This is a genomic window from Devosia sp. MC532, from assembly GCF_016461625.1.
GTDB lineage: Bacteria > Pseudomonadota > Alphaproteobacteria > Rhizobiales > Devosiaceae > Devosia.
Genome location: NZ_JAEMNZ010000007.1, coordinates 1 through 20,940, shown reverse-complemented (window position 1 = coordinate 20,940; position 20,940 = coordinate 1). Strand labels below are relative to the sequence as shown.

Below are 20,940 nucleotides of genomic sequence, written 5' to 3'. Positions count from 1 at the left end.
GATATGCGCTTCATTATTGCGATTTTCCTTTTGGTTTTTCCGGTTCAAGTACTAGCGCAAGACGGGGTCCTTATTTCATGCGGTCATTCCGAAGGTCATGGATATTTCTTCCGGGATAATTTCCTCAATCCAGAAGGTCCGGGGTGGGAGGAGGATCGGATTGGCAATGGCAAAATATCGCTCATTCGCTTGGGCGAAGAATGGGATATTGGCTTCGACGATACCATTGGTGGGAGTAGTTATCGTAAGGATGGAGCAACCGTTATACCGCTCGCAATCACCGAAAGATTTGTAATGGTCAGTGCCATTTTGATTGGATCGTACGCGGATATATACACCTTTGACTTGCAAGATCGTATCGTGGTCTGGTCCAGCCAAAAGGTTGGAACACTAATTCCCAAGGTGGCCACTTTGGTCGCAAAATGCTGACAGTTCGTCACAAAATATAAGGGCCAGACAAACCGGCCCCTTGTTTTTTGGTTATGCTGGCAGAAGCCTAGACGGAGGAGAGCGGACTGTGCGGGGATTTGATTTTTCGACTTGGCAGGGAGTGCTCACAAGTCTGATTGGCATCGCTTTGTTTGCTCTGGTTGGTATTGGCATTCGGCTGGTGATGATGACGACTATTCAGCAGCGCCAGCAGCGAATGAACCGGCAAATCAATGAGCGGCTTAAAACGCTGATCGCTGCCTATAAGGTTTTGGGTGGCTCCTTTACGGGACGCCTATCGGTTGATCCGCGCCATTTGCGTGACATCCGTGCAGCAGAAAAAGCCGCTGCCGAAAGTGGGGAGGTCGAAAGCTCTCCGCGTACGATGAGTGACGAAATGTTCGAACGGGTGCGCCAGGTGCGCGATGCGGTGGAGGCCGCACTGTCGGACATTATTCTTTTGGGCACTGATGAACAGGTTCGGCTTGCCGAGAAGGCGGCGCGAGAGTTGGTCGCTGGCAATCAAATCCATACCCATGACCTTGTGGTGTCGCTGCGCAATTATATTCGCGATGCGCTTGACCTGGATCCCATTCCCAAAGACCTCGAAATTCCAATGCAAGGACCCACACGTCCTGCCGCTGGCGGTGCTCGTGGCGGGCGTGGCGCGGGTTCAGAAGGTGGACGTGAAGGAGGCGGTGGTGGTGGCCAAGGGGGAGGGGGCGCCGGTGGCACTGGCGGCGGGATGGGAATGGGACTTGGCATGGGAGGGCGCGCTGCAGACGATGGGCTCCCGCCCGCTCGGCCATAGGGCCAAAAGCAAAGGCCGGAGTTTCCTCCGGCCTTTCGTTTTTATTCGAGCGGCTTCAGGCCCGCCTCGATTTGAGCGCGGTGCGGCTCAAGGAATGGTGGTAGCGCTAAGCTTTCGCCCAGAGTTTCCATTGGTTCGTCGGCAGCAAAGCCGGGAACGTCTGTCGCCAGTTCGAACAGGATACCGTTCGGCTCACGGAAGTAGAGCGAGGTGAAGTAGAAGCGTTCCACTTCGCCCGACGAGCGAATACCGAAGCTGTTGATGCGATCGATCCAGGCGCGCAGATCATCCTGATCCTTGGTGCGGAAGGCGACATGGTGCACCCCACCAGCGCCCGGGCGAGCCCGTGGCAGATCTGGGTTGACGGAGACATGCACTTCAGCGCCCGGACCGCCGGGACCCATTTCGTAGACGAAGACCTCGCCCTTGCTGTCGCGGGCCGGATAGTTGCGGACCTGACGCATGTTCATGACGCGGGTCAGCATGGCATCGGTTGGCGCCAACTCCGGCACAGATAGCGTGATCGGGCCAAGGCCGATAATCTGCTTGTCGGCTGGGACCGGCGACTTCGCCCAAGGAACAACCTTGTTCTTGTCGTCGACGAGGAGGCGGAAGCGTTGGCCTTCGAAATCCTCAAAATCCATCGAGACATGGCCAAAGCGTTCTTTGATGCCGCTGGTCGCAACATTCTGATCAGCCAGATGCTCCTTCCACCATTGCAAGGTCGCTTCGCTATCAACACGCAGGCCGGTGCGGCCGACGGTGTGATTGCCGCGCTGTTCACGCATGGTGGGGAAGTCGAAGAAGGTCAGGTCTGCGCCCGGCGAGGCAACGCCGTCACCATAAAACAGGTGATAGGACGAGGTGTCGTCCTGATTGACCGTCTTCTTGATCAGACGCATGCCCAGGGTCTTCGTGTAGAATTTCAGGTTGCGCGGTGCATCTGCCGTCACTGCCGTCAGATGGTGAATGCCGCCAAGTTCCAGGGTCATTTTGTATTCTCCTAGCGCGGCGCCAGTGCGCCGTTGTTCGAGACTGAATGTATGTCAGGATTAGGGGTTCAGAAACTGCGTAATAAGCAACGGATTGGTGTCGATTGATGAACAGTCGGGCGCATCAGAAACAGAAAAGCCCCGACCGAGGCCGGGGCTTTGTGATTGGGGACTATGAGACGGATCAGTTCGCCTGTGGGGTCATGAACGTCTCAATGAGATATTTCCAGCCGCCAGAGTAGCGCGCGTATTCCTGAGCGCATTTGCTGACACGGCTGAACGGGACAAGATTGAGATCATCCGTTTTAGCGATCCATTCGGCTTCACGACCGACGATGAATTCGGGATGGTCATTGTAGAAACTATTGAGCATCGTGCCGCCCGAGACCACGATCTCGGCATAGGTTTCCGGGGCGGCACCCATGAGCAGACACATGATGTCGATGCTGCGCTTGGCACCGAACGTATGGGTATCGGCCCAATATTTTTGGTTCACCTCCACCCCGATCGGAAGCAAGCTTTCAAAGAAGTAGGCACCCAGTAGAGCGAGGCGTGAGGAGCGCTCCTGCAGGGGTTGCCCGGGTTCATCTGCCGCGAGCAAAAGGAAGGTGGCGAACTGGTCTACGGCATCTTCTTCGCGGCCCGTGACGGGTAGTTCGAACAAATCGACCATGCCGTGGCCGATCTCGTGAAGCATTACGAATGCCGTTGAGCCGAGAAGAACTTCGACCTGGTCGGCCCACTTAAAGGCGTTCCGATAGGCGTCCTCTTTCTCCTGAAAGCTCTGGTTGAACCCGGTTAAGAGCTCGTAGCACATATTTATTTCTTTTAGGGCCGGGCTCCAGTACGCGTTGGATTCCCCGCAGTTCTTGAATCGGACCGGCACGTCCTGCGGTAGGGCAATCTGATCGGCAAGAGAGTCCAGCAAGCCAGTGAAGGCTGGCTCGTTCTGTAGCGTCGTGCGCACGAGCGCTTCTGCGCGCGTTGTCGGTTCCTCGAAGGAGACGATGAACCGGTGCTCGCCGAGTTGCTGACCGGCCGCTGCACCAGGTTCGAGAGCCTCAAGGTCAGCTTTTTCGATCAGGGTTGGCGTTTCAACATTATCTGCGGCGCCGGGGTCCTGAGCCAAGACTGCGGTTACGCCAAGGGAGAGAACTGCTGTGGCAAGAACGAGAGATGTGAGTTTCATGTGTGTCTCCTCGTTCCCGCTCAGTTCGACTTCGGGGTCATGAAAGTTTCAATCAAATAGTCCCAGCTCGCCTCATATTTGGCATAGTCCATAGGGCACAGCCGAGCGCGCATCCACGGGATGAGATTGAGATCGTCCGCTCGGTTCAGCGCTTCAACCAGTGCAGGACCTGTGAAGGCGTCTGGGTTCTGCTCGGCGTAGTCGGCGATCATGGTGAAACCGGGCATTACTGGTAGGGAGTAAGCGTCGGGATCGGAGCCAAATACCATGCAGAGCATGTCCATGCCGCGCTGTTGCGCTAAGCTGTGCTCATCGCCCCAGTAGTGGCGCGGCGCACGTTCCATCGGCAGTTCTGTCCTCATCATCCCATAGGCGGCCAAGAGGGCTAAGCGCGACGGGCGCTCCGCCAGAGCCTGATCCTCCTCATCGGAGTTGGTGACGATAAAGATTGCAAACTGATCGACCACATCTTCTTCGCGGCCGGTGATGGGCAGGTCGAAGAGTGTCACCATTCCATGGCCGATTTCGTGCAGGAGCACGAAAAGCGTTGAGCCAATGGTGACTTGGCGGTGGTCCGCCCATGGGAAAATTGGTGCGAACTTGTTGTCCAGCGTCGAATAATCATCAAAAAACTGGGCCGCGAGTTCGTAGCACATGGTTACGGTATGGTCGTTGCGGCTCCAGTAGGCATTGGGTTCGCCGCACTCTTGGAAAATCACGGGCACGGTTTCAGGAAGGGCGATCTGGTCAGAAAGCTCATCGAGAACGCTGGCAAAAACGCCTGTTCGTTCAAGCATATTTTTGATCAGAGCGAGTTCGTTATTTTGTGTCGGAGCGAACTCTAAGGTGAATCTATATTGGCCAAGTGCATCACCGACGACTTCCCCGGGGAGTAGTTCGAGCGGGACACCGGCTTCTAAAACCATGAAATCTTGATTGGTCTCGCTTGGCTCTGCTTGCGCAAAAGCCGGATTTAGGGCCAAAGCCAACATCCCCACTGCGCCGAAACACGCAAGTCTCATACTTATTCTCCTGCCCGCAATTTGTGCTCGCTCAGTGATTTACGCTGATCGCCTAGGGCGCGGTCAAGGATGTTCTGTAAATAGTACTTACTGATTTTTGCCGGTATGCAGTGTGTTAGGATTGAGTACGGGCTTGGCTTAGCTTCGCATGATTTTATTGAGTGCTTTGCCCTTGGCCAATTCATCGACCAATTTGTCCATGACGCGGATGTTCTGGACTGTCTCATTGTCGATGTCTTGAACGCGGATACCGCAGATCACGCCCGTTATGAGTGACTTAGCAGGATTGAGTTTTGGCGCTCGGGCAAAGAAAGCATCAAGCGTGCGTTCATCTGCTATCGCCTCGGCCAGGCTCTGCGCATTGTGGCCGGTGAGCCAGAACAAGACCTGGTCGAGTTCCTCTTTCGAGCGTCCTTTACGCTCAATTTTTTGCAGATAGAGCACATAGATTTTGCCGAATGTGTAATTAAATAGGCGTGTGTGATCGCTATCCATGTTCTGGCTCGTCCCAGTTAAGAGTATGGTGTTTCACAAAACTTGCGAGACATTATTGGCTATGATGAAATCCCTGCGGAGGATTTCATGACGAAGAATATTTCTATTGTGGCTCTCGCGCTTATCGCGATTGTTTTCTGTTTTCCGGTATCTGACAGCTTTGCGCAAGAAGGAACGCGTTGCAACATTAAGGGCAACGTCAGCACTCGTGGCGAGAAGATCTACCACGTTCCCGGGCAGCGTTATTACGCCGAGACCCGCATTAGCGCGTCGCATGGAGAGCGCTGGTTTTGTTCCGAACAAGAAGCTCGGGCCGCAGGCTGGCGTCGATCGAAGGTGTGAAGGCGGCTATAGTTCGTGACATCGGCCGGCTGACCATTCCATTCGCGCCGGTAATGTCGTTGAATTGTGGTTCTGACTTCGGTTGATTGATCCTGCGTCTTTTTGTGGGTCGACATTCTGACAGGCTGTGAAGGGGAGGGGATAAGTCCACTTCACATTCCTGCAATCCTATTTTCATCCCGCCGCTTGTCGCGCTACAAGAGTGAGAACAAAGGATGAACAATGGCTCCGCTGACTCTCAACCGAAAGCTCGCTATTCTCGCCGATGCAGCCAAGTATGACGCGTCTTGCGCGTCGAGCGGCACGGAGAAACGCAATAGTTCGGACGGCAAGGGGCTTGGCTCGACCGAGGGGAGCGGCATTTGCCATTCCTACGCACCCGATGGCCGCTGCATTAGCCTGCTCAAGCTGCTCCTGACCAATTTCTGCATCTATGATTGTGCTTATTGCATCAATCGTTCGTCCTCCAATGTTCAGCGCGCGCGGTTCTCTGTCGAAGAGGTGGTCAACCTCACGCTCGATTTTTATCGTCGCAACTATATTGAAGGCCTTTTTCTATCATCGGGGATAATTAAATCGCCGGACCATACGATGGAGGAGATGGTGCGCGTGGCCAAAGCGCTGCGCGAAGTGCACCATTTCAAGGGCTATATCCATCTTAAGGTGATCCCAAATGCCGCGCCGGAACTGCTTATTGAGGCAGGGCGGTGGGCCGATCGCCTCTCGACCAATATTGAGCTGCCGACCGACGTGGCGCTGGAAACTTTGGCCCCCGAAAAGCGACCATCGGAAATCCGCACGGCCATGGCCAATTTGCGGGGCAAATTGGACGAGGCCAAGCCCGATAAAAAGCCGCTGTTGAGCAAGGCCAAAAAGCAGAAATTCGCGCCTGCCGGGCAGTCCACGCAGATGATCGTGGGCGCAGACGGGGCCAATGACAGCGCAATCCTTACCCGCGCGGCCGGGCTTTATTCGGGCTATCGGCTGAAGCGGGTGTACTACTCTGCATTTTCGCCCATTCCCGACGCATCGTCGCGCCTGCCGCTGAAGGCACCGCCGCTGATGCGGGAACATCGGCTCTACCAGGCCGATTGGCTTATTCGGTTTTATGGATTTGATGTTCCTGAAATTGTTTCGGGTGGGGATGATCAGGGGCTGCTTGATCTTGCGATTGACCCCAAATTGGCTTGGGCCCTGAAACAGCGACAGAATTTTCCCGTGGATGTGAACCGCGCCGATCGGGAAATGTTGCTGCGCGTGCCTGGGCTTGGCGTGCGTAGCGTCGATCGCATCATCGCTTCGCGTCGGTTCCAGCGCCTCCGGCTTGAAGATGTGGCGAGGATGGCCGCGTCTATCGACAAGGTTCGCCCCTTCATCGCTGCCTCCGATTGGACGCCGAGCGGGCTGACCGACGACGCAAAGCTTCGCGAAAGGCTCGCCCCGCATCCTGAGCAAATGAGCCTGTTTTAAGCGCTATGTTGGCGATCCGACTGAGCAAGCCCAACGATCTTGAAGAATGGCGCGGCAAGGCGCGTCGCCTGTTGGCGGCAGGCGTTGCGCCGCATGACGTTGTTTGGCGCTATGGGACAGACCAAAACGGGCTGTTCGAAGCGGGGGAGGAGCTGTTGCCGGAAGGCAATGGCCCCGTGGGATCCGTGCCGAAGGAATTTATTGAGCTGGCGCGTGGCGCGATACAGCACTCCGATCCTGCGCGGTTCGACGGGCTTTATCGATTGTTGTGGCGGCTGCAAAAAGACCGCTCTCTGGTGCATGTCGCCTCTGATCGCGACATGCTTCTGCTGACGCGGCTCGCCTCCGGGGTGAGACGAGACAGCCACAAAATGAAAGCCTTTGTGCGGTTTCGGCGGCTCGAAGACGAGAGCTGCGCCAATGGCGAACATTTTGTCTCGTGGTTTGAGCCGGAACACTTTGTGCTCGAGGCGACGGCGCCCTTTTTCGTACGCCGCTTTGCCAGCATGGATTGGGCCATTATCACACCCTCTGCCAGCGCCTTTTGGGATACGGAGACGCTCACTTTTGGGCCCGGTGGCCAAAAGAGCGATGTTCCGCAAGAGGATAGCGTCGAGGACGATTGGCGCACCTATTATCGGTCCATTTTCAATCCGGCGCGGTTGAAGGTGTCGATGATGAAATCGGAGATGCCGGTCAAATATTGGAAGAACCTGCCTGAGGCCGAAGAGATTGGAAGCCTCATCCGTGATGCCAAGGCAATGGAATTGCAGATGATTGCGCAGGCAAGCTCGCAACCGCCAGCGCGCCATATGCGGATGCAGGACCGCGTTGTGGCGACGCAGCCGGTGGATATTGAAACCTTGGCCGGCGCGCGGGAGGCAATTCATTCTTGTAAAAACTGTCCGCTTCACGAATTCGCCACCCAGCCCGTGTTTGGCGAAGGTCCGGAAAACGCAGAGTTTTTGTTTGTCGGGGAACAGCCCGGCGACAGCGAGGACCTGGCGGGAAAACCCTTCATTGGGCCTGCGGGGCAAGTGTTTGATGAGGTTTTGGGTCGGGTCGGGATCGACCGAAAAAAGATCTATGTGACCAATGCGGTCAAACATTTCAAATTTGAACCGCGGGGCAAGCGCCGGATCCACCAAAGGCCTAACGCTGGCGAAGTTCAAGCGTGTCGGTTCTGGCTCGATATGGAGATTGCTATGGTGAAGCCCAAAGTAATCGTGGCCTTGGGCGCGACAGCGGCCGAGAGCTTGCTCGGTCGGCGCGGCGTTTCTATTGCCGAGAGCCGCGGGAAGCCGTTCGCATTGGACAATGGTGCGCTCCTTTTTGTGACCAATCACCCCTCCTATCTCCTAAGGCTGCCGGACCCTGCAGTGCGGCAGGAGGAACTGGAAAAGTTCCAATCGGATCTGACACTTGTGCGAAACCTCATGATGGAAAAGGATATTCACAGCCTTGGTGCTGAAGCGCTTGACTTCAAAAGCAGACGGTTTTAGTAAGTCGCTCATCGGCGCACAACGCTGATGCCCTTGAGGCGGAGTAGCTCAGTTGGTTAGAGCGGCGGAATCATAATCCGTGTGTCCCCAGTTCAAATCTGGGCTTCGCTACCAATTTTAAGGCCCTGAAAACGAAAGTTTTCGGGGCCTTTTGGTATTCAGCGTTCTGTTTTTTGGTCGGCTTATGCTGCGGTTTTCGCGGCAGGGGACGACGCTATGCGCTGCTCAAACTTGCACAATTGTTATCAGGGGGAACCACCCACGTCGCCTGAGGTTTTGTTGTCATGACGTGATTTTAGGATGGTCGGGATGAAGCTGACGCGACGGAATGTGTTGCTCGGATCGGGAGCTCTTCTTCTGGCGGGTGCTGGCGTGATCACAATCCCCATGGCGTTGCGTCCGGGCAGTTTGCAGGCGTCCACGTCGCGCGCCCGGCCTGTGAGCGGGCAACGAACCCTGCCGGCGGAAGCCGATGTGGTCATTATCGGCGCGGGGATCATGGGCGTCTCCACGGCATTCTTTCTGGCCGAAAAAGGCCTTTCCGTCGTCGTTTGCGAAAAGGGTCAAGTGGCCGCGGAGCAATCGAGTCGAGCCTATGGGCAGGTCACCAATTTTGGCCTGCCGCAGGAGGTTGTCGAGCTTGGTCAGCAGAGCAAAATTCTCTGGCAGGGGATGAACGCCCGGATTGGGCAAGATACGAGCTATCGGGCCTACGGGCGGGTGCAGGCTTTCAAGGAAGACAGCGAGATCGAAGAGGCGCGTGCGTGGCTGGCAAAGGCCGAAGCCGTGGCGCCTGTTCAGGCTCCTATTCGGGCGCGATTTGTCGAGGGAGCAGAGCTGGAGCAACTGTTGCCCGGGGCGCAATCGGAGTGGAAAGCTGGGTATTATCAAGACGATGATGGCGGGATGGAGCCTGCGTTTGCTGCGCCTGCTGTTGCCGAAGGGGCGATGGCGCGGGGCGTGACAATTGTTACCGAGTGTGCGGTGCGTGGGTTTGAAACTGAGGGTGGAGCGGTGTCCCATGTCATCACCGAAAAGGGGGTGGTGCGGACCAAGGCCTTGGTGGTTGCGGGTGGGAGCTGGTCGCGGCTGTTCCTCGGTAACGCCGATATCAACTTCCCGGTTCTGCCGGTTTACCTATCCCAGCAACGCATTGCGGGCGTTGAGGGGCCGCCAGCTGTGGGCGCTGCGGGAAGGGTGGTTTGGCGCAAGGAAGTGGACGGGAGCTATTCAAACGGGCCCCGTTTCATGACCGCTCCGATCTTGCGCGATAGCTTCTCGCTGCTCTTTGATTTTCTGCCGGTGCTGCCGGAAATGCTCTCCGGTGATACGCCGCTTGATATGACGTTAGGCTCTGATTTGCCTCGATCTTTTGGCATTGAGCGCTCTTGGAAGCTCGATCAGCAAACGCCGTTTGAGCGGGCGCGCATTGTGGCGCCGACGCATAATGATGGCACGCTGGATGCCTCTTTCGGCTGGCTGAAAGACGAGTTTCCGGCGTTCAGGGAGGGGCGTGTTATCGAGCGTTGGGGCGGCATGGTCGATGTCGCCAAGGACGAGATTCCGGTCATCAGCCCGGTGCCGAGCACGCAGGGGCTGTTTGTCATGGGCGGGTTCACTTTCGGCCTGACGCAGGGGCTTGGCGCGGGGGAGCTTATGGCGGATCTGGTCGCCGGGGATGTGCCGAAAATTAACGCCAAGAACTTTGAATTGGCGCGGATCACTGCGGGATGAAATGTTTCTTTTCCACAGCGGGTGTTCTTGCTTGCGCGGAAAAAAGACATGTCCTATAAGGCCCTCGGTTCGCAGCAATGTTGCGAATTATGGTTGCCCGGGTAGCTCAGTTGGTAGAGCAGCGGATTGAAAATCCGCGTGTCACTGGTTCGATTCCGGTTCCGGGCACCACTTATTTTCCTAAATTGAAAACATGATCAGTGACGCTGGTCGCTCGTGCGGCACGCATGGGCGTTTCTGTGGCTTTTGGCTGGCACTTATGGGCTTGAGCTTGGGCGCGGGATAGGCCGTTGGGGGCTTGTTGATGGCCGCAAACGAGGCGGCTACGTGCGCTAAAGCTTGAGACATGTTGGGGATTTCAAACTGCGCAGCTGGCGCGGTGCTGGCCGTCGAAATTCGACTGGCGATTTCTCGATAATACCTCACATTGATAGGGCGGGGATGGCGCTCAAAACTAAGGGCTACACCGAGGTGCAGCCCTTGAGAAAATGCGTGACGTCTAAACTCGATTAGACGAGCGTTGCGGTGATGGTTTCAAAACCCGGCGCGGTGATGGTGATGGCCTTGCCGTTGAGCGGCAGAGCGCCAATGCGCGCGCCGGTGATGATCACGTCGCCTGCCTTGAGTGGGGTGCCGCGCGAAACAGCGTGGTTGGCGAGCCAAGCGAGCGAGCGCAGCGTGCGTTCGGTGGTTGGGCCTTCGGTGACCTTGCCGATGGACGCGCCATCAACCAGCAGAGCCATTTCCAGCGTGCCCAGTTCAGCCAGATCATCAAAGGAGCGGGACGCGCCGAAAATCACGGCACCATTGCTTTGCAGATCGGCAATGCCGGCGAGCGATGGGGTGGCTGCTGGATTGGCAAAGCGGGGTGCGAGGATTTCAATGGCCAGCTGCGTGGTACCAATGGCGGCGAGCACGTCCGCGGGGCCATAGGTGCCATCAAACGCTGGTAGGTCGCTCTTGAGCGTCACCGCAACTTCAGCCTCGACTAGCAGAGCGGCTTTGGTGTTGAGCGCGATTGAGTCGCCCGCTGGGAAGACGAAGCTGGCAGGAATAGGGGAGGCGAGCGGCTCAGCGTCGGTAGGATAAGGCTGCACTTTCCATGCGCCAATCGGCCCGAGCGAGGCGACGACTTCGGACTGCACCACATAGGCCTCAGCGCGGTCTTTGGGGACGAGGTTTTCGTCGAGGGTTTCGATCAGTGTTCCGGCATTATGCTGGGCAAGCAGAAGATTGGACAAGGCAAGCGACATAGAATTTCCTCGTGGTCTAGCGCGCGGGGGAGCAGGTTTTGCGATCAGAATATGGCCGTTAAGGCCAGCCAGGCGGCGAAGGCAAAGGCTGCAACGACGCCTGAAACGATAATGACTGAAACTATGGCTGTGACCGTGCCTGCGATGACCCAAAGGCCATCACGCTGGATGAGCCCGAGCGCCAGAATGCAGATGGCAATGGCGGGGAGCATGTTGCCGAGCGGGATCGGCAGGAACAGCACGATCGCCAGAACGAGCATGATCGCGCCGATGATGTATTCGGCGGGCGGCTTGGTCAGGACAGTGAGGCGCGGGCGCATAAGGCGTTCGGCCTTTGCCAGCCACGGGCCAATTTTATTGAGGATGCGGGCGAAGTCGGCCCGCGCAAACGAGCGGTCAGCGATCAGGGCAGGCAACCAAGGGGCGCGGCCCAGCATGAGCTGCGCGGCCAGAAACAGCAGCGGCGCACCCAAAACGCCCGAAACGCCGGGTGGCACGGGGATGGTGTTGGGGACGGCGAAAACAAAGAGCATGGCCGCAATGGCCCGCTGGTCGAGTTCGGCTAGAAGATCGCGAATGAAGATGCGGTCACGGTCGGTGCGGTCCGCGATCCGCTGCAGAGCGGTAGAGAGGCTATAGGCTTCGTCGGTAACGCGCGCGCTGGGATCTTCATTCAACATTGGCAATCCTTGGCCGAAAGGAGGAGCGCTGTAAGATCAATACCCTACAGCGCGCCAAAAGATTAGTCCTCTTGTTGCCCGGTCAGGCTGAGCAGCAGTTGGAAGATATTGATGAAGCTGAGGTAGAGCGAGAGCGCGCCCATCACAGCGAGCTTCTGATTGCCTTCAACGCCGTTATGTTCGGAATACTGGTCCTTGATCGACTGGGTATCCCAAGCGGTGAGGCCGAGGAAAACCAAGATGCCGATGATCGAGACCGCGAACTGCAGGACGCTCGAGCCGAGGAAAATGTTGACGATCGAGGCGATGACCACGCCGATCAGACCCATGATCAGGAAGGAGCCGAACTTGGCCAGATTTGCCTTGGTGGTGTAGCCATAAAGGCTCATCACGCCGAACATGGCCGCGGAAATGAAGAAGGTGCGGGCGATGCTCGCGCCGGTGAAGTTGAGGAAGATCGAGGCCATCGAAAGGCCCATGATGCCGCAGAAGGCCCAGAACATGGCCTGTGCCGCACTGGCCGAGAGCGTGTTGATCTTGAACGAGAAGAACATCACGAAGCCCAGTGGCGCGAACATCACAACCCACTTGAGCGGCGACGAGAAGATCGGGACATAGAGCGCTGGCGTATTGCCAACGAAGAAGGCAACCAGCCCGGTGATGACCAAGCCCAGACCCATGTAGTTATAAACGCGCAGCATGTGCTGGCGGAGGCCTTCGTCAAAAGCGGCGTTGCTCTGGGTCGCGGCCGCAGTGCCCCACCGCATATTGGGCTGAGATGACATCTTATTGGTACTCCATTCAAATATGCTTTCAGCGCGTGTGAGCGCCGCAATCACTGGTTTTGGTTTATCTCGTGAATTGACAAGGGCATAGGCTAAAGGCGCGCGGAAGTTCAGAAATTTGGATTTTCCGGCGGCACGCGCTGTGTCGCGCCATTTCAGACCCTTGCTTACGCGAAATTGAGCGCTTTCATCTGCTGGTAGAGCGTTCGGAATTGGTTGTGGCGGGCAGCGTAAAACGCTGACTTTTCGGCATTGGGCACAAAGGTTTTGTCGAAGTGGACGAGACTGCGGACGGCCGCAGGCAGGGAGGCGAAAACCTGGCTGCCAACGCCAGCGATAATTGCTGCCCCGAGCGCTGCAGTGGCGTCGCCGTTGGCGCGCTCAAGCGGGATGCCCAAGACATCGGCGCGAATTTGACACCACAAATCGGACTGTGCGCCACCCCCGCCAATGCGCAGGGTTTGGGGGGCGAAATCGGCTGAGCTGATGAGGGCTTCAAGGGCCCAGCGGGCCGAGTGGGCGACCCCTTCGAGTACGGAAATGGCCATGTCGCCGGGCGTTGTGGCCGAGGAGAGATTGGCGAAAACACCGCGCGATTGCGCATCCCAGATCGGGGCGCGTTCGCCCGCCAGATGGGGAAGGAAAAGCGGGGTTTGGGCGGTGATGTCGACATCTTTCGCCAGTGCCGCCAACTCGCCGATGGGGCGATTGAGGAGGCCCGAAAGCCATGTGAGCGAAGCGCCGCCCGATTGGGTGGGGGCAGCATGCATACGAATGCCCTGATAGGGCGGGAAGAGAATGACGCCGGTGGTTGGCACAATTGTGTTGGAGACAATGCCCATGACTTCGCTGGTGCCGGATTGATACATGGCGTCGCCGTGTTCAACGACGCCGCAGCCGAACATGCCTGCCCAAGCATCCATGGCGCCAACGCAGACCGGCGCGCCAGCACCGGGAAGGTCCGACTTTACCGTGCCGACGACGTGTTCATAGGAAAAGAGCGGGGGGAGGCGCGCCTCTGCGCCGGGGAGCAGATCGAGCAGCTCGGAGACATAGGCGCCAGCCTCGTTGACGAGGCCGACAGCGGCCACAGGATCGGACGCGAGTGCGCCTGTGAGCTGGAGAGCAATGTAGTCTTTGGGGAGCAGGACCTGCCAAGTCTGGTTCCAAACTTCAGGTTCGGTGCGGGCAATATAGGCCATGCGCGAGAGAGCGTGGCTGGCGTCAATCGGCACGGGGCCGCCGAACCAGCGGGTTTTCTGTTCGGTGGTGACGGCGTCGTCGAGCTTGGCGGCATCGTCGGCGGCACGGGTGTCTTGCCACGTGAGGGCTGGGCGCAGTGCCTTTCTGTCTTTGCCAACAAACACATGGGAGTTGACCTGCGAGGTGAGGCCAATGCCCGCTAGCTCAGACAAATCCGCTACCTTGGCAAATTGGGCGAGGGCGGCGAGGACACTTTCGACCCAAGTATCAGGGGATTGCTCGGCCTTGCCAGCCTCTGACCGATCCATTGGGTGGGGGCGCGAAAAGCTCGAAATTTGCTGGCCGGAGGCATCAATGAGGATGGCTTTGGTCGCGGTTGTCCCGACGTCAATACCGATTAGGGTCAGGGCCATGCTCGTCTCCGTCCAATTCGCTACTTGCTCAGCGCTATTTGGCTCATATAGTGCCCCCACCACAAAGGAAAACAACCGTAGGCAATTGGTTTGCCTCCGGAAATTATGTGGAGGGAATTTTTCCAATGTCGCGCACAAAGCTCGCCGTATCCGGCTTGGCTCTTACGCTTGCAGTTTTGTCTTCGAGTGCCGCATTCGCCGCGAGCAAGGTGGCGATTGTCACCCCTTATATGGCGCAGCCGGGCACGCAATTTTACGTTGAAGCCTTCCAAGACTATGCCGAGGGGCAGGACTGGGATGTCAACGTCATCGACACTGCAGGCGACGTCGCCGCTGTCATTAGCCGCATTGAAGACCTCGTCATTCAGGGCGTTGATGCCATTGTGATCAACGTTGACCCGGCACAGGTGACCGCAGGGCTGCAGACCGCCAAGGACGCTGGCATTCCAGTGTTCGGCATGGATGCGGGCGCAGATAGCCTGCTCGTGACCAATGTGACCTCCAATGGCTACGCCATGGCGGCCGAAACCTCGACCTATGTTGCTGATCGTATCGGCGGCGAAGGCAATGTGGTGATGTTCATCTTTGAAGCCTTCCCACCGGTGCAGGTGCGTGGCGTTGTGGCTGATGCCGTGTTTGGGAACTTCCCCGATATCAAGGTGATCGACCGCGTAACCCCAGACGTGTCGGACGGTGGTATCGCCGATAGCCGCGCCAAGATGGAAGCAATCCTTGCGGCAAACCCAGAGCCAGGCAGCATCAAGGCTGTGTGGGCGGCTTGGGATCAGCCAGCACTGGGCGTGCTACAGGCGATCGAAGCGGCCGGGCGCGAAGGCGAAGGCATCATCATCACCGGGATCGACGCCAACCCACAGGCCAAGGAAGCGATTGCTGCTGGTGGCAATTTCGAAGCCTCGGTGGCGCAGGACTTTGCGGGCATTGGCGCGGCAACGGCTGACGCAGTTGCGCGTGTTCTTGCCGGCGAAGACATCCGTCAGTCGGCGATTTATGTGCCAACCAAGCTCGTAACTTCGGCAAACGCTGCCGAATAAGTTGCGCGGGCTCAAATTTCCGCGTTAAGGGAGTGGCCATTATGGCCTCTCCCACTCCGCTTCTTTCCGCGACCCGAGTTACGAAATCCTACGCGGGCGTGCCTGCGTTAAAAGGGGCGGACCTTGTGGTCGCTCCCGGCGAAATCCATGCGCTTATGGGCGAAAATGGAGCGGGGAAATCGACGCTCATCAAAATTCTCGCTGGGGTGGTGACGCCCGATAGCGCTGAGATCCGTGTTGATGGCGCGCTGGTGAGCATCGAAAGCACCAAGGCGGCCTATAATCTGGGCCTGCGATTTATCCATCAGGAATTCAATGTTGTGCCGACCCTGTCGGTGGCCGAGAACATCTTCATTGGCCGCGACTATCCGCGCCGGGCGGGTGTTTTTGTCGATTGGGCCGCGCTGAACTCGGAAGCGCAGCGGGCGCTGACGCGGCTGGGGATCGACCATATTGATCCGCGCCGTACGCTTGGCGAGCTGTCGCTGGGCGATCAGATGCTCGTACGCATTTCGGCGGCGCTGCTCGATGACGCCAAGGTCTATGTGCTCGACGAGCCAACGGCGGCGCTGACGCGCGACGAGAGCGAGCGGCTGTTCAAGGTTTTGCGCGAGATTCGCGCATCGGGCAGCTCGGTCCTTTATGTGTCGCACCGGCTCGATGAGATTATGGCGCTGTGTGACAAGGCCACGGTTTTGCGTGATGGCACCTCCATCGACAGCGGCGCGATGAGCAATATTACGCAGGACGATCTCATTGCCATGATGATCGGACGGCGGGTGGACGAGGCTTTCCCAAAGGCGGTGTCGCAGCCGGGCGAGGGCGAGGCATTTATTGCAAAAGGGCTGATGGCCAAGGGTATTGGACCGATTGAATTTGCGGTCCGTCCCGGCGAGATTTTCGGCATTGCCGGGCTGTCGGGCTCCGGGCAGGGGGAGTTGATCAGGGCGCTGTTTGGCGACCAGAAGATCACGAGCGGGCGCTTAACTCTCGACGGAGTGGCCTATGCGCCGAAATCGCCGGGGGCGGCCTGGGAAGCGGGCGTTGCCTATGTGCCGCGCGAGCGACGGGCTGAGGGGCTGTTCATGCAGCGCCCGATCTATGAGAATATTACCGTTGCCCATTTGAAGCGCCATAGCGCGGCGGGCGTGTGGCTCAAGCCGGGGCATGAGAAAGCCTATGCGAGCGAAACCGGCGCGGCGATGCGCCTTAAGGCGGCCAGTGTTGGCCAGCCGGTTTATGAGCTTTCAGGCGGCAATCAGCAGAAGGTTGTCTTTGGCCGCGTGGTGGCGGGGCCGCCAAAACTGCTGCTCTTGGAAGAGCCGACGCGCGGCGTCGATGTGGGCGCAAAATTCGATATTTACACCATCCTGCGCGATTTGGCGGCCAAGGGCACTGCCATTATTCTGGTGTCGACCGATCTGCCTGAGCTTTTGGGCATGAGCGACAGGATCGCGGTGATGCGCGAGGGGCAGTTCGACACCATTGTCGAGGCTCAAGGGCTCGCGGAAGATACTCTTATTAATCTTTGCTACGGCCGGGCCTCCGGCGTGAAGGTGGCCTAATATGCAGCACATTCGTCGCTACGGCACGCTGATCGGCTTTATCGCTATCGTTCTGTTCTTCTCGATCATGCTGCCGGGTACATTCCCGACCGCGCGCAACTGGCTCAATATCACCCAGCAGGTGTCGATGTTGATGGTGGTGGCGGCGGGCATGACCATTGTCATGACCATGGGGGATTTTGACCTCTCGGTGGGCTCGACTGCCTCGCTGGCGGGGATTGTCGCCGCGCTGATGATGGCGGCGGGGATGCCAGTGAGCATGGCTGTGCTCGGGGCGCTGGCGATCGGCTTGCTTGGCGGGGTGGTCAATGGCGTGATGGTGAGCTTTGTCGGGATTTTGCCCTTCATCGCGACGCTGGCGACCATGACCATGTTCTCAGGGCTCGCCTTTGTCGTCAGTGGCGGTAAGACGATTTCGGGACGGGCTATTCCGGAAGAGTTTGGCACGTTTGCGCGTGGGGGCATTCCGCTGGGTGAATGGGGCGGGGTGGCGATCAACCTGCCGAACCTCTCCATTATCGCGATTTTGGTGGTCTTTGCGGTGTGGGTGCTGTTGGAGCAGACAACGTTCGGTCGTCGCCTCTATGCCATTGGCGGGAATATGGAAGCGGCGCATTTGGGTGGCATTCCGGTCAAGCGGTTGCGCACGATTGCCTTTGCGCTCACCGGTTTTGCTGCGGCGGTGGGGGGCATTATGTATGCCAGCCGCGTGGCATCGGCCAATCCGGTGCAGGGCTCGGGGCTGATGCTCAATGCGATTGCGGCGGTGTTTTTGGGCTCGACCATGTCGCGCCACGGCGAACCGCGCATTTTGGCGACAGTTGTAGGCGTGTTGGTGCTCGGGGTGTTGGACAATGGGCTGACGCAGATGAGCGTTGATAGCTATATCCGCCAGATTCTGGTGGGGGCGCTCATCTTGCTGGCGGTGGGCATGGGCTCGCTGAGCAAGGCTCGACGCTAAGCCAGCGCAGACACGAACCAAACGCCGCGTTGATGACGCGGCGTTTTTTGTTGGTTGCGGGGCAGTTGGCGGCGTTGTGGGCGGCAAAATGATGGAAGCCTGTGGACAGCGAAAAAACTTGTGTTCACACACGCGTCTAGCAATTGCGAAGCGCGAAATGATGCCCTAGAAAGCGGGTGTTCGCAGACGTAAGGCGAGCAGGTTGCCCGGGTAGCTCAGTTGGTAGAGCAGCGGATTGAAAATCCGCGTGTCACTGGTTCGATTCCGGTTCCGGGCACCACTTTTCCTCCTAAACATGAATATGTTAGTGATTGCTGGCTTGTTTCAGAGCTTAGGCATGTTGCTGTCTGTCACAGTCGGCTAAGTCCTTGCTGAGACTGCAATAGACAAATACGGCCAGAACCGCCGTGCAGCAAAACTGCGACAGGCAGACTTCGAGTTGTTGTTGCGGTCGATTGTGTTTCTACTGCGATTGAATGCACCCTCGAGGTTGCCGATTATCTAATTATCATCGCCCCTGTCGACCTATCACTGCGGGAAGCTAGAAACCTCAGTCTGTTTCCCAATTGTGCTGTTTTCTAGAATCTACGCGCGGCTACTAATTCTGCCGATTGTAAGATGCGTGACTTGTCTAGCTGGGCCTTTGGGCCAGTCTCCAAATGTATGATGACGAGACAGTTCATCTCCGCGAGCCGGCAAAGCCTTCAACTAGCAATTCTGTGTCAAAGGTTCCGGGCATCAATATCTCGTGGGACACCCTTCAGGAATGCTGTGTGCTGCGCGGCAGTAGTCTCTAACTCCTACGGTCGTCCTCCCGATACGGTGTAGGTGCCGTAGGGCATGTTTGCATCCTGTAGACATGCTCGGGTGAGCGTTGTGACGGAGTGTGGCTTGAAAGCCTGAGCTGTATGTTTGGTTGCTCTAAGTCATACTTCGAGATTTTGGTGCAACGTGAAGATCAAAAGTGTCGTCTTTGGTGAGTATGTTTGTTTTCGGCGTTGATGAAATTTTCTAGTACGGCGAAATGCATTTCTGTTTTTTAGTTTCTCCGAGATCGTCGCTCGTTTGTTACTTTCATGGTTTTAAAAGATACTCATGTTTCGTCGACTAACGCAGGTAGAGAAACATGGAGACGCTCACTGATGTGACAGGAGCAGCTGTCACTAGATCTAAGGGTACCGAACAACAATACGCGGGATACGTCAGAACATTGCTCGCTTTCGCATTGCCCAATGAAAACGATATTTCTGAGAAAGATTGGACGGCCTTTCGTCTTGAAAGTGCAACCCGATGGTTTGTTGCTCAAAATACGATATGGGCTAAATCAACAATCAAGTCATACCGACGCGCTCTGAAATGGGCAGTCGAGAGATGTGTCTCAAATCCTGAACGTTACTCCCAGATTATGGATTTACTTGATACTCAGGTTGAACCCGTGGCGAAGGCGAATAAGGGGACTGCGAGCGGTAAACGGAAGTCTATTTCACGAGATGAGCATCAACTTATTCTGCGGTCTTTGAACAAGAGTAAGCAGGATGATTTCCTGATTGCCTGCTTTCTGGAGCTTGGCCGGCGACTTGGGTTGAGGCCGATGGAATATTTGACTGCGAAAGTCGAGGAAAAGTATCTTGTGGTCCTCAATGCTAAGTCTTCGAATGGGCGCGGTAACGGTGTGACGAGGACACTCGACCTTTCTTCGTTTAGTGACAACCTGATGGCGCCGTTACTAGCTTTCTTGGAAAATTTAAAGCAGGCCTCGATCGCTGCCGGTTCTGGCCGAGCGCTGCTCAATCGACTCTCAGCACGTTTGGCGCGTGTATGCGCAAGGCTGAGAATAAAACGCGTTTGTCTCTACACGATACGACATGTTGCGCTGGCGACTGCAAAACGAGAATTGTCGGTAAGGCAAGTAGCGGCGCTTGCTGGACATGCATCTTGCGTAACCGCAACAAGGCACTATGCGAAGCGTTCAAGTGGTTGGAAGAGCAAGGTTATCGCACGCCCGTCGGCAGAAAGCGTGCTAGCGGTGCAAGATGACGCATACCGAACGTCACGTGACGAAAGCGTCGCTGCAAACAGGAATAAGTCAATTTTCAGGATTTGAGTCAACGGTGTGCGGCTGCGGTGTTCTCCGCAATGCTCGTCGTGGAATTGTTTATAGCAGATTTCGCCGACGGCAGTTATGGGGCCGTAACCAGCCTGTCCGCTCTCTGTGACCGCATGATGGAAAGCAGCCATTCGGTCCCGTGTCGCCGACGGCGCGGGTGGCAACGTATGCCGACAGACCGCTTTTGCCAGCGGCGTCACGGCCAACGGATACTCTGGTCTTAGATTTTCTGAAACGGCAGAGTAGAGGCTGCTAAGGGACACCATGCGCTCATCAAATGACAGCTATTGCGAGGAGTAAGGTCCGTTCTCCGGCCCGTCAGCAGGCTTGCAGAAGCTTGTTGGTGCATTCATAGGCACCAATACTCCATTCATACCTAATACATCTCGATTTCGCTTAAGCTCCACCACCCGGCAAAATCGTCAGCAGCTCCTGCATCCGCGCCCTTAGCTGGACTACTTCTGACTGATCGCCGCAAACTTCTCTCAGCAGCGCTTCAATGCTCTCAACATGGTCTCTGAAAGTCCACCTCGCCGACTCAACCCTCTCACCCGTCATCACATTCCAAATCACTGGCGGCGCTGCGTGATAACTATAGCGCATGAATGGCAGACCGACGTGCGCGTGATCTGCTGTGAAGGCGTCTGTCTTCTTTTCATAGGGGCCGAGGCCGCCCTTTTCGGACATGTGCACACCAGCAGAGACCGAGTGCACAAGCGTCCACGCGTAGACATCAACTAGCATTGGCGCACGTTCTGCCCGAAACGCCTTCCAACGGTCCGTCAGAACCTTCACCGGAACGGTGTGCTTGAGCTGCTGCCGGTTCGGTGGACCCACGGTTAGGCTAACTTAGCTTTTTCTTCGTAGTCTACGGGGCTCAGATAACCCAGTGTAGAGTGCCGGCGCCTCGGGTTATAGAAGCGCTCGATATAGTC

Annotated in this window: 20 protein-coding genes and 3 tRNA genes; 13 read left to right on the top strand and 10 right to left on the bottom strand. The window is 57.0% G+C overall.

Translation table 11 applies throughout. The annotated features are described in order from the left end of the window. Nucleotides 1-3 precede the first annotated feature (3 nt). Nucleotides 4-429 carry a hypothetical protein gene (locus tag JHC09_RS10250; RefSeq protein WP_199531873.1) on the top strand — a complete coding sequence of 142 codons (426 nt, stop codon included), beginning with the start codon at nucleotides 4-6 and terminating at the stop codon, nucleotides 427-429. A gap of 88 nt (nucleotides 430-517) precedes the next feature. After that, nucleotides 518-1,240 carry a hypothetical protein gene (locus JHC09_RS10245; RefSeq protein ID WP_199531872.1) on the top strand — a complete coding sequence of 241 codons (723 nt, stop codon included), beginning with the start codon at nucleotides 518-520 and terminating at the stop codon, nucleotides 1,238-1,240. 41 nt (nucleotides 1,241-1,281) lie between these two features. Here JHC09_RS10245 and JHC09_RS10240 read toward each other — a convergent pair whose 3' ends face one another. From JHC09_RS10240 to JHC09_RS10225, 4 genes are all read right to left on the bottom strand, one after another. Further along, nucleotides 1,282-2,232: a ring-cleaving dioxygenase gene (locus JHC09_RS10240; protein ID WP_199531871.1), complete on the bottom strand. Its 951-nt coding sequence runs from the start codon at nucleotides 2,230-2,232 to the stop codon at nucleotides 1,282-1,284. A 184-nt stretch (nucleotides 2,233-2,416) separates the two neighbouring features. Beyond that, entirely contained in the window at nucleotides 2,417-3,421 is a 1,005-nt protein-coding gene (locus tag JHC09_RS10235) for a DUF4344 domain-containing metallopeptidase (RefSeq protein ID WP_199531870.1), read from the bottom strand. 20 nt (nucleotides 3,422-3,441) lie between these two features. Beyond that, on the bottom strand, nucleotides 3,442-4,443 hold the full coding sequence (locus tag JHC09_RS10230) for a DUF4344 domain-containing metallopeptidase (RefSeq protein WP_199531869.1): 1,002 nt from the start codon (nucleotides 4,441-4,443) through the stop codon (nucleotides 3,442-3,444). A gap of 138 nt (nucleotides 4,444-4,581) precedes the next feature. Then, nucleotides 4,582-4,938 carry a DUF2200 domain-containing protein gene (locus JHC09_RS10225; RefSeq protein ID WP_199531868.1) on the bottom strand — a complete coding sequence of 119 codons (357 nt, stop codon included), beginning with the start codon at nucleotides 4,936-4,938 and terminating at the stop codon, nucleotides 4,582-4,584. A gap of 87 nt (nucleotides 4,939-5,025) precedes the next feature. Between JHC09_RS10225 and JHC09_RS16920 the strand changes: the two genes are divergently transcribed. The 6 genes from JHC09_RS16920 (at nucleotide 5,026) to JHC09_RS10195 (ending at nucleotide 10,157) form a co-directional block, all read left to right on the top strand. Continuing rightward, a complete protein-coding gene (locus JHC09_RS16920; RefSeq protein ID WP_248305980.1) occupies nucleotides 5,026-5,280 on the top strand; it encodes a hypothetical protein in 255 nt (84 codons plus the stop codon). Between the two features lie 222 nt (nucleotides 5,281-5,502). Further along, entirely contained in the window at nucleotides 5,503-6,750 is a 1,248-nt protein-coding gene (locus JHC09_RS10215; RefSeq protein ID WP_199531867.1) for a putative DNA modification/repair radical SAM protein, read from the top strand. Nucleotides 6,751-6,755: 5 nt separating this feature from the next. Further along, complete coding sequence (locus JHC09_RS10210; RefSeq protein WP_199531866.1) at nucleotides 6,756-8,252, top strand: UdgX family uracil-DNA binding protein; 1,497 nt, start codon at nucleotides 6,756-6,758, stop codon at nucleotides 8,250-8,252. Between the two features lie 37 nt (nucleotides 8,253-8,289). Further along, nucleotides 8,290-8,366: transfer RNA gene (locus JHC09_RS10205), tRNA-Met, on the top strand. A 195-nt stretch (nucleotides 8,367-8,561) separates the two neighbouring features. Next, on the top strand, nucleotides 8,562-9,986 hold the full coding sequence (locus JHC09_RS10200) for an FAD-binding oxidoreductase (RefSeq protein WP_199531865.1): 1,425 nt from the start codon (nucleotides 8,562-8,564) through the stop codon (nucleotides 9,984-9,986). Between the two features lie 95 nt (nucleotides 9,987-10,081). Next, a tRNA-Phe gene (locus JHC09_RS10195) sits at nucleotides 10,082-10,157 on the top strand. A gap of 338 nt (nucleotides 10,158-10,495) precedes the next feature. Here JHC09_RS10195 and JHC09_RS10190 read toward each other — a convergent pair. The 4 genes from JHC09_RS10190 to JHC09_RS10175 form a co-directional block, all read right to left on the bottom strand. Continuing rightward, nucleotides 10,496-11,239: a fumarylacetoacetate hydrolase family protein gene (locus tag JHC09_RS10190; RefSeq protein WP_199531864.1), complete on the bottom strand. Its 744-nt coding sequence runs from the start codon at nucleotides 11,237-11,239 to the stop codon at nucleotides 10,496-10,498. A gap of 44 nt (nucleotides 11,240-11,283) precedes the next feature. Next, nucleotides 11,284-11,919 carry an exopolysaccharide biosynthesis protein gene (locus JHC09_RS10185; protein WP_169195394.1) on the bottom strand — a complete coding sequence of 212 codons (636 nt, stop codon included), beginning with the start codon at nucleotides 11,917-11,919 and terminating at the stop codon, nucleotides 11,284-11,286. A gap of 62 nt (nucleotides 11,920-11,981) precedes the next feature. Beyond that, nucleotides 11,982-12,704, bottom strand: coding sequence for a Bax inhibitor-1/YccA family protein (locus JHC09_RS10180; protein ID WP_169195395.1), 723 nt, complete (start codon nucleotides 12,702-12,704; stop codon nucleotides 11,982-11,984). Between the two features lie 167 nt (nucleotides 12,705-12,871). Then, nucleotides 12,872-14,320 carry an FGGY-family carbohydrate kinase gene (locus tag JHC09_RS10175; protein WP_199531863.1) on the bottom strand — a complete coding sequence of 483 codons (1,449 nt, stop codon included), beginning with the start codon at nucleotides 14,318-14,320 and terminating at the stop codon, nucleotides 12,872-12,874. 125 nt (nucleotides 14,321-14,445) lie between these two features. On the opposite strand from JHC09_RS10175, the gene JHC09_RS10170 reads away from it, so the two are divergent. The 5 genes from JHC09_RS10170 to JHC09_RS10150 all read left to right on the top strand — a co-directional run bounded on the left by JHC09_RS10170 (nucleotide 14,446) and on the right by JHC09_RS10150 (nucleotide 20,002). After that, a complete protein-coding gene (locus tag JHC09_RS10170; RefSeq protein WP_169195397.1) occupies nucleotides 14,446-15,372 on the top strand; it encodes a substrate-binding domain-containing protein in 927 nt (308 codons plus the stop codon). A 41-nt stretch (nucleotides 15,373-15,413) separates the two neighbouring features. After that, the gene (locus tag JHC09_RS10165; RefSeq protein ID WP_199531862.1) at nucleotides 15,414-16,937 is read left to right on the top strand and encodes a sugar ABC transporter ATP-binding protein; all 1,524 of its coding nucleotides are present in this window, start codon (nucleotides 15,414-15,416) and stop codon (nucleotides 16,935-16,937) included. Between the two features lies 1 nt (nucleotide 16,938). Continuing rightward, nucleotides 16,939-17,898, top strand: coding sequence for an ABC transporter permease (locus tag JHC09_RS10160; RefSeq protein ID WP_199531861.1), 960 nt, complete (start codon nucleotides 16,939-16,941; stop codon nucleotides 17,896-17,898). Between the two features lie 204 nt (nucleotides 17,899-18,102). Further along, nucleotides 18,103-18,178, top strand: a tRNA-Phe gene (locus JHC09_RS10155). An 846-nt stretch (nucleotides 18,179-19,024) separates the two neighbouring features. Continuing rightward, nucleotides 19,025-20,002 (top strand): site-specific integrase, encoded by a 978-nt coding sequence (locus JHC09_RS10150; protein WP_199531860.1) that lies wholly within the window; start codon nucleotides 19,025-19,027, stop codon nucleotides 20,000-20,002. A gap of 399 nt (nucleotides 20,003-20,401) precedes the next feature. On the opposite strand, the gene JHC09_RS10145 is transcribed toward JHC09_RS10150, so the two are convergent. Together JHC09_RS10145 and JHC09_RS10140 are read right to left on the bottom strand one after the other, a co-directional pair. After that, on the bottom strand, nucleotides 20,402-20,842 hold the full coding sequence (locus JHC09_RS10145) for a hypothetical protein (RefSeq protein WP_199531859.1): 441 nt from the start codon (nucleotides 20,840-20,842) through the stop codon (nucleotides 20,402-20,404). A gap of 2 nt (nucleotides 20,843-20,844) precedes the next feature. Next, a partial coding sequence (locus tag JHC09_RS10140; protein WP_199530998.1) for an IS3 family transposase occupies nucleotides 20,845-20,940 on the bottom strand: 96 nt, incomplete at its 5' end.

Excerpts from the sequence above, each read along its gene's own strand:
- JHC09_RS10250 (WP_199531873.1), top strand. The coding sequence starts at position 4 with ATGCGCTTCATTATTGCGATTTTCCTTTTGGTTTTTCCGGTTCAAGTA.
- JHC09_RS10240 (WP_199531871.1), bottom strand. The coding sequence starts at position 2,232 with ATGACCCTGGAACTTGGCGGCATTCACCATCTGACGGCAGTGACGGCA.
- JHC09_RS10235 (WP_199531870.1), bottom strand. The coding sequence starts at position 3,421 with ATGAAACTCACATCTCTCGTTCTTGCCACAGCAGTTCTCTCCCTTGGC.
- JHC09_RS10230 (WP_199531869.1), bottom strand. The coding sequence starts at position 4,443 with ATGAGACTTGCGTGTTTCGGCGCAGTGGGGATGTTGGCTTTGGCCCTA.
- JHC09_RS10225 (WP_199531868.1), bottom strand. The coding sequence starts at position 4,938 with ATGGATAGCGATCACACACGCCTATTTAATTACACATTCGGCAAAATC.
- JHC09_RS16920 (WP_248305980.1), top strand. The coding sequence starts at position 5,026 with ATGACGAAGAATATTTCTATTGTGGCTCTCGCGCTTATCGCGATTGTT.
- JHC09_RS10215 (WP_199531867.1), top strand. The coding sequence starts at position 5,503 with ATGGCTCCGCTGACTCTCAACCGAAAGCTCGCTATTCTCGCCGATGCA.
- JHC09_RS10210 (WP_199531866.1), top strand. The coding sequence starts at position 6,756 with ATGTTGGCGATCCGACTGAGCAAGCCCAACGATCTTGAAGAATGGCGC.
- JHC09_RS10200 (WP_199531865.1), top strand. The coding sequence starts at position 8,562 with ATGAAGCTGACGCGACGGAATGTGTTGCTCGGATCGGGAGCTCTTCTT.
- JHC09_RS10190 (WP_199531864.1), bottom strand. The coding sequence starts at position 11,239 with ATGTCGCTTGCCTTGTCCAATCTTCTGCTTGCCCAGCATAATGCCGGA.
- JHC09_RS10185 (WP_169195394.1), bottom strand. The coding sequence starts at position 11,919 with ATGTTGAATGAAGATCCCAGCGCGCGCGTTACCGACGAAGCCTATAGC.
- JHC09_RS10180 (WP_169195395.1), bottom strand. The coding sequence starts at position 12,704 with ATGTCATCTCAGCCCAATATGCGGTGGGGCACTGCGGCCGCGACCCAG.
- JHC09_RS10175 (WP_199531863.1), bottom strand. The coding sequence starts at position 14,320 with ATGGCCCTGACCCTAATCGGTATTGACGTCGGGACAACCGCGACCAAA.
- JHC09_RS10170 (WP_169195397.1), top strand. The coding sequence starts at position 14,446 with ATGTCGCGCACAAAGCTCGCCGTATCCGGCTTGGCTCTTACGCTTGCA.
- JHC09_RS10165 (WP_199531862.1), top strand. The coding sequence starts at position 15,414 with ATGGCCTCTCCCACTCCGCTTCTTTCCGCGACCCGAGTTACGAAATCC.
- JHC09_RS10160 (WP_199531861.1), top strand. The coding sequence starts at position 16,939 with ATGCAGCACATTCGTCGCTACGGCACGCTGATCGGCTTTATCGCTATC.
- JHC09_RS10150 (WP_199531860.1), top strand. The coding sequence starts at position 19,025 with ATGGAGACGCTCACTGATGTGACAGGAGCAGCTGTCACTAGATCTAAG.